Genomic DNA, 12,208 nt, shown 5'->3' with positions numbered 1-12,208 from the left:
TTAATTGTAACCGGCGCTTAGCGCCCGAATCTTCAGGTAATGTATGAACAAGCAACGTGTAGTGAGTTTTTTATTGTTGGCTGGTATGGCTGTTTCTTCACAGTCTTATGCTGCGATTTCTATGGATCGCACGCGTGTTATTTTTAACGGCGACCAAAAAGCATTAAGCCTTAATATCGAAAATCAAAACCAACATCTGCCGTATCTGGCTCAAGCCTGGATTGAAGACGATAAGGGTCAAAAAATTGACGGGCCGCTGACGATTTTGCCACCGGTGCAGCGTGTGGAACCTGGAGCGAAAAGCCAGGTGAAGATCCAGACGCTAGCGGGTATTAATACCCTGCCGCAGGATCGTGAAACCTTATATTACTTCAACCTGCGTGAAATTCCGCCGCGCAGTGAGAAACCAAACGTATTGCAGCTTGCGCTCCAGACTCGCGTGAAAATGTTCTATCGCCCGGCCGCTATTATTCCTAAAAAGGATGATATCGCCAGTGCCTGGCAAAATGATCTGACCCTGACTAAACAAGGTGACGGTTATAAAGTGACTAATCCAAGCGCCTATTACGTCACTTTAGTTGATGCCCGCGCCAGCAGTGCCAGCACAGGTAACAAATTTAAGCCTGTTATGATTGCACCAAAAAGCACTGCCATGTTGGGTGCTGCAAATCTGGGGAGCACACCTGTGATTACCTACATTAACGACTACGGTGGTCGCCCAACCTTGCACTTCGCTTGTAGTGGCAGCGAATGCAAAGTTACTGCCAACAAAGTGGAATAAACGGGTGATAAGGCCAGGAGTTGCCGCTATGCGCGCAGGGATGTTTTTGATGGTCATGATGTTATCCAGCCCAGTATTACGGGCGCAGACAGTCGATACCGGTGAGGTCGACGGTCAGCATGGGCAAATAAATGTCGATGGCATTATGACCGAATCCCCGTGCATGCTGGATATGGTCTCCGACTTTCAGGAAATAGAGTTGGGGGTTATCAATAACGCCCAACTTCGCAAACCTGGCGATCAGGGGCCAAGGGTGGAGTTTGACTTAACCTTGCGCCACTGTCTGTCTTCTGATTCGCGTTTGACCAACCAGAGCAATGGTACCGTTTCCGGTGCCAGTGACCAACCGGTGATGTATATGGAATTTGTCTCTGCAAATGACGGGACCAACCCAGACCTTATTCAGGTAAAAGGGATACATGGTGTGGGGTTGCGTCTCAAGGATGACCGTTACCACGTAGTGCATTTAGGTGAGTTTACCGCACCGCTGTTTTTAAACAGTGGTCAGAATATGCTGAAATACAACATTGCCATTGAACGTACCAGTGAAAAACTGGTATTGGGCCCGTTTCATGCCATGGTAGATTTTAAAATCCACTACTACTGATAAATGATAATGATGATGAAACAACGGTTTATTTACTTGGTATCATTCGTTTGGTTATTTTTAATCTTTTCCGGAGCAATGAATATTGCCTGGGCAAATGGCCCTATAGCCGCAGGTGTAAAATTAACTGCCGATGGTTACGGAACAGCAGTGCATATTACAGGTACTGTTCTTCCTCCATTTCCATGTAAAATTAACAATGATCAGGCAAGCCCTATTGTTGATTTTGGCAGTGATGTACGTACTGACTTAATTGATGGAAAAACCTACGATACCAAAGTGTTACCAGTGAAAGTTACCTGTGACGGTGATCCAGGAGCTGTCATGCAATTTTCCCTTAAAGGGACTGCAACTGATTTTGACAGTGCGGCGTTAAAAACGAATATTGATGGTTTGGGTATTAAAATCTACAACGGTGCTGATGCTATGGATATCAACAGTTGGGGGAATATTAATTATGATGAACCACTTAACCTGACTGTTGTTCCGGTAAAAAGTAAGCTCGCTAATTTGCAGGGTGGTGATTTCTCAACCACCGGCACGCTGATTATGCGAATCGAATAATAAGGCGATAATATGAATAAATTACGTTTTTTTTTCGAGCAAAGCTTTTTCTGGCTGTTGTTTATTAATCCCCAAGTAGTGATCGCCGATTCTGAGGTTAACTTTCACGGTACTCTGGTGGTAGTACAATGCCAGGTCAATCAGGATCAAGAAGTTAAAGTACAATTTAATAACGTGGGCGTTAAAAAGGTGGATGGTGTTAATTATGAGACCGCCATTCCTTTTGCGATTACCTGTAATAACATGGGTAGCGATGTTAATCCGGCATTAACACTGAATGTTAAAAGCACCGTATCTGATTTTGATGAAAATGCCGTAGCAACTGACGCAGACGGCCTGGCAATTAAAATCAAGATAAATGGTGAGGCTTTGGATCTCAATACTGACATTGCGATCAACTATCCCTCGCTGCCTGCGCTCACCGCCGTGCCGGTAAAAAAAGCTGGCGTTGATTTAACTGCGAGACCTTTTCATGCCACTGCTACGCTGGTGGTGAATGTTGCTTGAGGCAGGCAATCATGTATAAAAATTCTCTGTCGGCAGCATTGCTGGCGTTTGCGTTAGCTATCACTTCTACATCAAGCCAGGCTGATTCAGTCGTCGATTTTGACGGCACTCTGGTTGAAGACCCTTGCACGCTGGCAGTGGGTGATCAGGGTGAAAATATCGTCGCCGACTTTGGCACAATTATTGATAAATATCTTTATACCAATGGTCGCAGCTCGCAGCAGAGTTTTACTATATTGTTACAGGACTGTGATACGTCATTGGGAAAAACGGTGAGCTTTATCTTCCGCGGCGTTGAGGACAGCGACCAGCCTGGCCTGCTGGCGCTTGATGCTACCTCAGGGGCCACAGGTGTCGCCGTGGCCATCACCAACGCTGACGGAACGCCGCTGCCGCTGAACGAAGCCAGCGAGTTGGCAAACCTCAATGACGGTGACAACCAGATTTCATTTCAGGCTTTCGTCCAGGCTTCTTCTACGGCGATAACGAACAATGCAATTACGTTGGGCGAATTTAGCGCGACGGCAACGTTTGAGATGGAATATGAATGAATGTTAAAAATAAATTATTATTATCTTGCTTTTGTTTTTTATTTATAAATGTTAAGCCAATGGCTGAGCCGAATGGAACCTGCTGGAGTGTTCCGCTAGTATCTTTCATCATTACTATTTCTGCTGGTAGTTTTAATGATTCGAAAGCTGGCACAACTGCAACATTTGACTTTGGTAATATGAGCGCCCCTTATTACCCCATGGGGTGGTGTCTCTAATTGGTTGAATCTGATGTACAATGCGGGCTTTTGAGGTTTGCTCATGGCCAGAGTTAATGTTCATTGCCCCCGTTGTCAGTCTGATCTGGTTTATCGGCATGGCCAAAGTTCGAAAGGCTATGACAGGTTTCGCTGTCGTGATTGCCATCGGGTATTTCAGCTCACATACACCTACGAAGCCCGAAAACCTGGGGTGAAAGAGCAGATTGTTGAGATGGCTTTCAACGGCTCCGGTGTCCGGGATACTGCCAGAGTGCTGAAAATCGGCATAAACACCGTCATCCGTGCTTTAAAAAACTCACGCCCCGCAGGATAACTTCGTCTCCTGTAGCTCATGCTGATGTGGCGCTCATCTGCGAACTCGATGAGCAATGGGGGGTCGTCGTCGGCAAGGCCCAACAACACTGGCTGTGGTACGCATATAACACCAAAAACGGCGGCGTCCTGGCCTACACTTTCGGCCCCCGGACCGATGAGACCTGCCGGGAATTACTTGCGCTGCTGTCACCGTTCACTATAGGCATGATAACCAGCGATAACTGGGGTAGCTATACCAGAGAAGTGCCGCAGGATAAGCATCTGACCGGCAAAATTTTCACTCAGCGCATTGAACGCAATAACCTGACTCTGCGCACACGTATCAAAAGGCTCACTCGCAAAACTATCTGCTTCTCATGCTCTGTTGAGCTGCATGAAAAAGTCATCGGGGCCTTCATTGAAAAATACATGTTCTACTAATTGGAGTCATTACCTTTTCGCAGAACGTTTTTGCATTCTACTGCGAATGCGGCGTCTTAAAAAATTTTGGCAAACAAATGGTTAGCATGTCATTGCAATAATCCAGTTACACAATATGTCAATGTTATGCTTATTGCCATGCCAGTGACTGGATTTATATAAACAGGTGTTATCACCAAAAGTAATGCGAATATTGGGGTGGCATTGTTATTTAATGGTGATATCGTCGCGCCTGAGAATGTCTATCAGACAAAACTAGTCGAATGTAGCGGTAAGACTTTTCCTTTTGTTTATCTGTTTTACCGTAAGCATGTGGGCATAATTCCGTGGTCATTTTTAACTATGCCCGCAATATGCCCACGGAAAAATGGTGCAGTCACTTCACGTTGGGTAATAAAGGATTGGCTTTGACGCTGGTTTTTACGGGGTTTTGGTTACGGCGGGAAATGTCAGATAACTAAGAAATGGTGTCCCCTGCAGGAATCGAACCTGCAACTAGCCCTTAGGAGGGGCTTGTTATATCCATTTAACTAAGAGGACCTAATGCCCGTCATACTTCAAATTGTGGGGGTGTTGGCTGCATTCACAAATTCCTGTCACTTACTCAAGTAAGCTCCTGGAGATTTGTTCTTTTGCCGCCTACCCACAATTCGAACTATTTAGGGCATTGCGCGGCACAGTATACCCGCTTTTAGGTCTGAGTTAAGGGGCACGCCTGCTGATTGCCTGAAACGTAACCAGTTTTACCTGAGCCGCGCCTGCTTTTTGTCTTCATCGCCTTCTTTACCATCCTCCACTTCCTGTTTGCGCTTGGCTTTAGCCTTCGCTTCGGCTTTTTTCTTGTTGCTCATATCGTTACGGATTTGTGCGTGGCTAATCAGTGCGAAGATAAACGTGCCGCCACAAATGTTGCCGGCAAGCGTTGGCAGGGCGAACGGCCAGAAGAATTCGCTCCAGTGGATGGTGCCGTTAAATACCAGGTAGAGAATTTCCACCGAGCCAACCACGATATGGGTTAAATCACCCAGTGCGACCAGCCAGGTCATGATGATAATAACCAGTATTTTTGCCGAACCCGCAGAAGGGAACATCCACACCATGGTGGCGATTATCCAGCCGGAAATGATGGCGTTGGCAAACATCTCGCCCGGTGTATTGTGCATCACGTCCATACCGATCGAAACGAACGCATCGCGTGTTTCTTCATCAAATATCGGCATATATTCAAACGCATAAGCGGCAAGCCCGGTGCCTATCATATTGCCCAGCAGCACCATGCCCCATAAACGCAGCAACAGCAGAAAATTTGGCCCGGTAGGTTTTTGCATCACCGGCAGCACAGCGGTGACTGTGTTTTCGGTGAATAGCTGCTGGCGTGCCATGATGACGATGATAAAGCCAAAGGTGTAGCCGAGGTTTTCCAGTAAAAAACTACCGGGCACGCCTTCAAGATTGACGTGAAAAACCCCCTTTGCCAGCAGCGATGCACCCATTGATAAGCCCGCCGCAATCGCTGACCACAACAACGCCATTGCATCACGTTCCAGCTCTTTTTCACCGTCCTGACGGATATGCTCATGGATAGCCATGGCGCGTGACGGCAGTTGCTCTTCATCGACTTCTATCTTCTCCCCATGGTCTTTTTCATCACTTTCGACTTCAATCTCATCGGTGGATTTATCGATTTTATCTTCTTTTAGTTCATCCATTCTGTAGGCCACTCACCCGTTAACTGTTCCTTTAAGCGTAGCGGTTTTTGGCTTGATTCCCTGTGGCGCGGGGGAAATCGACTTAATTTTGATCTCAGGTGTGAGGTTTACCTCTTTTGGAGTACCGCAGATGCGGTAGCCCATCTGGAGCAAAGCCTATGATGTGTTATGATTTTGTTTCCCCGAGACAAGGAGTGGCTCCTCAAATGCTTGATGCGATTAACCTGACCTGTGTACGTGACGACCGCGTGTTGTTTAGCGAGTTGTCTTTCACCGTACAACCAGGTGAAATGGTGCAAATCGCCGGGAAAAATGGGGCCGGGAAAACGTCGTTACTACGGATCCTGGCGGGCCTTGCGCAGGCCGAAGAGGGCGAGGTTAAGTGGCAAGGGGAAGGGCTGTCCCGTATGCGCTATCAATATCATCAGGATTTGTTGTGGCTCGGGCATCAGCCAGGTATCAAAACCGTTCTGACCGCATTTGAAAATCTCAGTTTCTACCACGCTAACAGTGCGGAATCTCTACGTTGGCAAGCACTTACTGAGGTTGGTCTGGCAGGCTTTGAAGATCTTCCTGTTAACCAGCTTTCTGCCGGGCAACAACGCCGTGTCGCGCTGGCTCGTTTATGGCTGAGTACGCAAAAGCTCTGGATTCTGGATGAGCCTTTTACCGCCATTGATGTCACCGGTGTGGAAAAACTGACCCGCCAACTCCAGCGTCATACTGAAAATGGTGGCATGGTGATTCTCACCACACACCAGCCGCTGGCCGTGGGCAATGTTCGTCAGGTTCATTTGCAGGAGAAACGGGCATGATGCGCCGCATTTTCTTGCATGAATTGCGTGTAGTGTTCCGCAAAGGTGCAGAAATCGCCAACCCTCTGTGGTTCTTTCTGATTGTTATTACCCTGTTTCCGCTAGGAATTGGCCCTGAGCCACAACTGCTGGCGCGCATTGCGCCGGGCGTGATTTGGGTTGCAGCGCTGTTGGCATCGTTGCTGGCGATGGACCGGCTGTTTCGCGATGACTTTCAGGATGGCTCGCTTGAGCAGTTGATGTTGTTGCCAATCCCTTTGCCGATGGTGGTGTTAGCGAAAGTGACCGCTCACTGGGTGGTGACGGGTTTGCCGCTGCTGATCCTCTCTCCATTGGCGGCACTGTTACTGGGGCTGGATTTTTACGCCTGGAAAGTCATGGCATTGACGCTACTGCTTGGCACGCCAACACTGAGTTTCTTAGGTGCTCCGGGTGTGGGGCTGACGGTGGGTTTACGGCGTAGCGGCGTGTTGCTGAGCCTGTTGGTGCTACCGCTGACCATCCCGCTGTTAATTTTTGCTACCGCCGCAATGGACGCAGCTTCCATGCATCTTCCCGTTGACGGTTATATGGCCATCCTTGGTGCGCTTCTTGCAGGCAGTGCGACGTTAAGCCCGTTTGCAACGGCGGCTGCGCTACGCGTAAGTACGCAATAGATTTGTCGGATGTCACTGTAACATCCACCCAAGCAACTTTTTTGTGAGCAACGATTATGTGGAAATGGTTACATCAGCTCGCTAAACCCGAGCGGCTTTATCAGCTTTGCGGGCGTCTGGTGCCGTGGTTTGCGATTATCAGCACGGTGCTGTTAGTGGTCGGTTGTATATGGGGTTTTGGTTTTGCACCCGCAGATTATCAACAGGGCCAGAGCTACCGCATTATGTATCTTCATGTGCCAGCGGCTATCTGGTCGATGGGCATCTATGGCTCGATGGCTGTGGCGGCGTTTATCGGCCTGGTGTGGCAGATGAAAATGTCTGACCTCGCGGTGGCGGCAATGGCTCCGGTGGGGGCGGTGTTTACCTTTATTGCACTGGTGACCGGTTCTGCCTGGGGCAAACCAATGTGGGGCACCTGGTGGGTGTGGGATGCACGTCTGACTTCCGAACTGGTGTTGCTGTTTCTCTATATCGGCGTGATTGCGCTGTATAACGCCTTTGACGACCGGCGCCTTGCCGGGCGTGCTGCGGGTATTCTGGTGCTGGTGGGCGTGGTGAACTTACCGATTATTCATTTCTCGGTGGAGTGGTGGAACACGTTGCACCAGGGCTCAACCAATATGCAGCAAAGTATTGACCCTTCCATGCGCAACCCATTGCGCCTGACGATTTTCGGTTTCCTGATGCTGTTTGCCACGCTGACGTTAATGCGTTTGCGTAACCTAATTTTGCTTCAGGAACAGCGCCGCCCATGGGTTATGGAGCTGGCGAATAAAGGGAGAAACGCATGACCCGCGCATTTTTAAACTGGGGTGATTTTTTTGCCATGGGTGGCTATGCGTTTTACGTCTGGCTTGCCGTCGCGCTGACTTTTATCCCATTGCTGGTATTGGTGGTGCATACCCGGTTGCAGCATCGCACCATTCTAAATTCAGTCACGCGCCAACAGGCACGGGAAAGACGAATCCAGGCCGCACGTCACGCAGAGGGAACTGAATGAATACGCGTCGTAAAAATCGATTATATCTGGCGCTTTCTGTGCTGGTGGGGTTGGGGCTAACGATCACGCTGGTGCTGTACGCGTTACGCAGCAACATCGATCTCTTCTATACGCCGAGTGAAATTCTGTATGGCAAAGGTGAAAGCCACCAGTTGCCAGAAGTGGGGCAGCGTTTGCGCGTCGGCGGTATGGTTCAGCCTGGCAGTGTGAAGCGTGATAACCAGACGCTGAAAGTGACATTTAAACTCTACGATGCCAGCGGGGTGGTGGATGTCAGCTATGTTGGCATTTTGCCGGACCTGTTCCGCGAAGGGCAAGGCGTGGTCGCACAAGGTGTGTTTGAAGCCGGTAACAGGGTTGAAGCGAAAGAAGTGCTGGCGAAGCATGACGAAAATTACACCCCGCCGGAAGTAAAAGAAGCGATGGAAAAAAATCACCAACGCGCTCCACAGGCCTACAAGGATAACGCCTCATGATGCCAGAAATTGGCAGTTTTTTGCTTTGCCTGGCACTCGGCTGGTCATTGTTACTCAGTGTTTACCCGCTGTGGGGAGTGACGCGAAATGACTCACGGTTGATGGCTTCTGCACGCCCTTTGGCGTGGGCGCTGTTTATCACACTGTGTGCCTGCTTCCTGGTGTTGGTGAATGCGTTTGTGGTGAACGATTTTACCGTGCTGTATGTGGCGAATAACTCCAACAGCGAGCTACCGGTGTGGTATCGCGTTGCTGCCACCTGGGGCGCACACGAAGGCTCTTTGCTGCTGTGGGTGTTGCTGCTCAGTGCCTGGACGTTTGCCGTCGCGCTGTTTAGCCGTAGCATGCCGCAAGATGCCGTTGCCCGCGTGCTGGCGGTGATGGGGATGATTAATTTCGGCTTCCTGCTGTTTATCATTTTCACCTCAAACCCGTTTACCCGCACGCTGCCTGACTTCCCTGTCGAAGGGCGCGACCTGAACCCGCTGTTGCAGGATATCGGGCTGATCTTCCATCCTCCGTTGTTGTACATGGGGTACGTCGGTTTCTCCGTGGCGTTTGCGTTTTCTATTGCCGCATTGATGGCCGGGAAACTCGATTCTGCCTGGGCACGCTGGACTCGCCCGTGGACACTGGCAGCCTGGTCATTTTTAACCATCGGCATTGTTTTAGGTTCGGCCTGGGCTTACTACGAGCTGGGCTGGGGCGGTTGGTGGTTCTGGGATCCGGTAGAAAACGCCTCGTTTATGCCGTGGCTCGCAGGCACGGCGTTAATCCACTCGCTTTCGGTGACGGAAAAACGCGGCAGCTTTAAAGCCTGGACGGTGCTGCTGGCGATTACCGCATTCTCGCTGTGTTTGCTCGGCACCTTCCTGGTGCGTTCGGGCGTGCTGGTTTCGGTGCATTCCTTTGCCTCTGACCCGGCGCGCGGCATGTTTATCCTCGCCTTCCTGGTGATTGTGATTGGCGGCTCGCTGCTGCTGTATGCGGTAAAAGGCAGCAAAGTCCGTTCGCGCGTCGGCAACAGTTTGTGGTCGCGGGAGTCATTTTTGCTCGGCAATAACGTGTTGCTGATTGCCGCGATGCTGGTGGTGTTGCTGGGAACGCTGTTGCCTTTAGTGCATAAGCAACTGGGGTTGGGTAGCATTTCTATTGGCGAGCCGTTCTTCAACACCATGTTTACCGCGCTAATGGCGCCGTTCGCGCTGATGCTCGGGATTGGTCCACTGGTACGCTGGCGTCGTGATGAACCGCAAAAGCTGGTTAAACGCCTGGTGGTTGCCGTGGTGGTGACCGTCGCACTGGCTTTGATTTTGCCATGGCTGATGCAAGACCGCGTTGAAGCCATGACGGTGGTCGGTTTACTGATGGCGGTATGGGTGTTTGTGCTGGCCTTAACCGAAGTTTATGACCGTGCCACACACCGTTATGGCTTGCTGAAAGGGCTGTGGAAATTACCACGCAGCCACTGGGGCATGGTGTTCGGGCATCTGGGGCTGGCGGTCACGGTGGTCGGTATCGCCTTTAGCCAGAATTACAGTATTGAGCGTGATGTGCGCATGAAAGCGGGCGACAGCATCGACATTCACCAGTACCACTTTGTGTTCCGCGATGTGCATGAACTCACTGGCCCGAACTATCGGGGTGGCGTGGGGATTATCGACGTGATGCGCAATGGCAAACCTGAAGCTACGCTGCATGCCGAGAAGCGTTTCTACAACAGCAACCGTGCCATGATGACCGAAGCGGCCATTGACGGTGGCGTGACGCGAGATCTGTACGCGGCACTCGGTGAAGAGTTAGACGACGGCAGTTGGGCGGTGCGCCTCTATTACAAACCTTTTGTGCGCTGGATTTGGATGGGCGGAATATTAATGACGATCGGTGGGCTGTTCTGTTTATTTGACCCGCGTTACCGCCAGCGTAAAAACATGCTGGAGGCCGCATGAACCGCAAAATATTATTTATCCCGCTCGTTTTGTTTTTGTTATTGGCGGCAATGTTACTGTGGCAACTGGCACGCAATGCGCAGGGCGATGATCCGACGAATCTTGAGTCGGCGCTGGTGGGGAAATCTGTTCCGGTATTTCGCCTGGAGTCGCTGGAAAACCCCGGCAAAATTTATGACCAGGCAGTGCTGACAGACGGCAAACCCTTATTGCTTAATGTCTGGGCGACCTGGTGCCCAACTTGCCGCGCAGAGCATCAATATCTCAACGGCCTGAAAGCGCAGGGCGTTCGTGTGGTGGGTATGAATTATAAAGATGACCGCCGCAAAGCGATTACCTGGCTGAATGAATTAGGCAACCCTTACGCGCTAAGCCTGTTTGATGGCAACGGCATGCTGGGGTTAGATCTGGGCGTTTATGGTGCGCCAGAAACGTTTTTGATCGACGGAAAAGGGATCATTCGTTATCGCCATGCGGGCGATCTTAACGATCGCGTCTGGCAGCAGGAATTAAAACCGCTGTGGGATAAATACAACAAGGAGGCAGGAGCATGAAACGTGGATGGCTAATTATCATCGCATTCCTGTTCTCGTTTAATGTGTTTGCGGCAATAGACACTTTCCAGTTCAAAGACGAAGCGCAAGAACAGCAGTTCCGCCAGCTTACCGAGCAATTGCGTTGCCCGAAATGCCAGAACAACAGCATTGCGGATTCCAATGCCATGATTGCCTCTGACATGCGTCTGAAAGTTTATGAGTTGATGCAGCAGGGCAAAACGAAGCAACAGATTATCGACTACATGGTCGAGCGCTACGGCAATTTCGTGACCTACGAACCGCCGTTGACGCCTGCCACTATCGTCTTATGGGTGCTGCCATTGCTGTTTATTCTTGGCGGCGCGGGTGTGATTGTGATGCGCAGCCGCAAACGGCGGGTCCATTTTAGTGATGAACCTGAAAGTGCGCAGCTGCAAACCGCAGCCAGGAAAGCCCACTTCTGGTTTTTCGCACCCGGTGCTGTGGTGTTAATTGTAGTGAGTGTTAGCGTTTATCTGAAAACGTCTGACTGGAAGCAGGTGCGAGCCTGGCAGAATGTCAAAAGTCAGACGCCGCAATTGCTACAGCGTGCTTTAGACCCGCAGGCCGAGCCGCTGAATATGGCTGAAATGGCCGACCTCGGTCTCGGTTTACGCACGCGTTTGCAACAAGAACCAGGTAATATTGAGGGCTGGATGATGCTCGGACGTATAGGCATGGTTCTGAATAACGCAAGTACCGCTACACAAGCCTTTGAACATGCGTATAAACTGTCGCCCACTAACAGTAATGTAAAGCTGGGCTATGCTGAAGTATTGACCCGTAGTGGCTCGCCGCAAGATAACCAACTGGGTGGGAATCTGCTGCGAGAGTTACTGAAAACGGACCATACAAATGTTCGCGTTTTAAGCCTGCTGGCATTTAGCGCTTTCGAACAACAGAATTACCGCGAAGCGATTGGTGCATGGCAAATCATGCTGAAAGTTTTACCGGCAAATGACCAGCGTCGGGCTGTGGTGCAAAGAAGCATCGAGCAGGCGCAGGTTGCACAAGCGGGTGTAGACGGCACCAGTTCTGAGAGCGTAGAGAAACAATAAC

16 protein-coding genes and 1 tRNA gene are annotated in these 12,208 nt (G+C 50.3%); 15 read left to right on the top strand and 2 right to left on the bottom strand.

Annotated elements, in window-relative coordinates:
• Positions 1-43 precede the first annotated feature (43 nt).
• The 7 genes from M975_RS12970 (at position 44) to M975_RS22720 (ending at position 3,966) form a co-directional block, all read left to right on the top strand.
• Positions 44-781: a fimbria/pilus periplasmic chaperone gene (locus M975_RS12970; RefSeq protein WP_064560007.1), complete on the top strand. Its 738-nt coding sequence runs from the start codon at positions 44-46 to the stop codon at positions 779-781.
• Between the two features lie 28 nt (positions 782-809).
• A complete protein-coding gene (locus M975_RS12965; RefSeq protein ID WP_064560005.1) occupies positions 810-1,388 on the top strand; it encodes a fimbrial protein in 579 nt (192 codons plus the stop codon).
• A gap of 9 nt (positions 1,389-1,397) precedes the next feature.
• Complete coding sequence (locus M975_RS12960) at positions 1,398-1,952, top strand: fimbrial protein (protein ID WP_167350540.1); 555 nt, start codon at positions 1,398-1,400, stop codon at positions 1,950-1,952.
• A gap of 12 nt (positions 1,953-1,964) precedes the next feature.
• A complete protein-coding gene (locus tag M975_RS12955; RefSeq protein WP_083967890.1) occupies positions 1,965-2,459 on the top strand; it encodes a fimbrial protein in 495 nt (164 codons plus the stop codon).
• Between the two features lie 11 nt (positions 2,460-2,470).
• Positions 2,471-3,010 (top strand): fimbrial protein, encoded by a 540-nt coding sequence (locus M975_RS12950; protein WP_064560003.1) that lies wholly within the window; start codon positions 2,471-2,473, stop codon positions 3,008-3,010.
• The gene (locus M975_RS22970; RefSeq protein WP_157093380.1) at positions 3,007-3,228 is read left to right on the top strand and encodes a hypothetical protein; all 222 of its coding nucleotides are present in this window, start codon (positions 3,007-3,009) and stop codon (positions 3,226-3,228) included. The genes M975_RS12950 and M975_RS22970 overlap by 4 nt, the downstream gene beginning before the upstream one ends.
• Positions 3,229-3,271: 43 nt before the next feature.
• A protein-coding gene (locus M975_RS22720; RefSeq protein ID WP_157093379.1) for an IS1 family transposase occupies positions 3,272-3,966 on the top strand; the annotation gives its coding sequence in 2 pieces (ribosomal slippage) (positions 3,272-3,515 and positions 3,515-3,966; 696 coding nt in all).
• 465 nt (positions 3,967-4,431) lie between these two features.
• On the opposite strand, the gene M975_RS12940 is transcribed toward M975_RS22720, so the two are convergent.
• Positions 4,432-4,506: transfer RNA gene (locus M975_RS12940), tRNA-Arg, on the bottom strand.
• Positions 4,507-4,709: 203 nt separating this feature from the next.
• Entirely contained in the window at positions 4,710-5,675 is a 966-nt protein-coding gene (locus M975_RS12935) for a formate/nitrite transporter family protein (RefSeq protein ID WP_064559999.1), read from the bottom strand.
• 206 nt (positions 5,676-5,881) lie between these two features.
• Here M975_RS12935 and ccmA point away from each other — a divergent pair, with 206 nt between their 5' ends.
• The 8 genes from ccmA to M975_RS12895 are packed head-to-tail and all read left to right on the top strand — an operon-like array spanning position 5,882 to position 12,207.
• Positions 5,882-6,490 carry a cytochrome c biogenesis heme-transporting ATPase CcmA gene (ccmA, locus tag M975_RS12930; protein WP_064559997.1) on the top strand — a complete coding sequence of 203 codons (609 nt, stop codon included), beginning with the start codon at positions 5,882-5,884 and terminating at the stop codon, positions 6,488-6,490.
• Entirely contained in the window at positions 6,487-7,146 is a 660-nt protein-coding gene (gene ccmB, locus M975_RS12925) for a heme exporter protein CcmB (RefSeq protein WP_064559995.1), read from the top strand. Before ccmA ends, ccmB begins: the two co-directional genes overlap by 4 nt.
• Before the next feature lie 56 nt (positions 7,147-7,202).
• Positions 7,203-7,940: a heme ABC transporter permease gene (locus tag M975_RS12920; protein ID WP_064559993.1), complete on the top strand. Its 738-nt coding sequence runs from the start codon at positions 7,203-7,205 to the stop codon at positions 7,938-7,940.
• Entirely contained in the window at positions 7,937-8,149 is a 213-nt protein-coding gene (ccmD, locus tag M975_RS12915; protein ID WP_064559991.1) for a heme exporter protein CcmD, read from the top strand. The genes M975_RS12920 and ccmD overlap by 4 nt, the downstream gene beginning before the upstream one ends.
• Complete coding sequence (gene ccmE, locus M975_RS12910) at positions 8,146-8,625, top strand: cytochrome c maturation protein CcmE (protein ID WP_064512792.1); 480 nt, start codon at positions 8,146-8,148, stop codon at positions 8,623-8,625. Before ccmD ends, ccmE begins: the two co-directional genes overlap by 4 nt.
• Entirely contained in the window at positions 8,622-10,574 is a 1,953-nt protein-coding gene (locus M975_RS12905; RefSeq protein ID WP_064559989.1) for a heme lyase CcmF/NrfE family subunit, read from the top strand. Before ccmE ends, M975_RS12905 begins: the two co-directional genes overlap by 4 nt.
• Complete coding sequence (gene dsbE, locus M975_RS12900; protein ID WP_064559987.1) at positions 10,571-11,128, top strand: thiol:disulfide interchange protein DsbE; 558 nt, start codon at positions 10,571-10,573, stop codon at positions 11,126-11,128. The genes M975_RS12905 and dsbE overlap by 4 nt, the downstream gene beginning before the upstream one ends.
• Positions 11,125-12,207, top strand: a complete 1,083-nt coding sequence (locus M975_RS12895; RefSeq protein ID WP_064559985.1) for a cytochrome c-type biogenesis protein CcmH — start codon at positions 11,125-11,127, stop codon at positions 12,205-12,207. The genes dsbE and M975_RS12895 overlap by 4 nt, the downstream gene beginning before the upstream one ends.
• Position 12,208 lies beyond the last annotated feature (1 nt).

It is taken from the genome of Buttiauxella brennerae ATCC 51605 (genome assembly GCF_001654925.1).
Taxonomy (GTDB): Bacteria; Pseudomonadota; Gammaproteobacteria; order Enterobacterales; family Enterobacteriaceae; genus Buttiauxella; species Buttiauxella brennerae.
The sequence above is the reverse complement of the archived record's forward strand: the minus strand, read 5'-3'. Positions and strand labels throughout refer to the sequence as shown.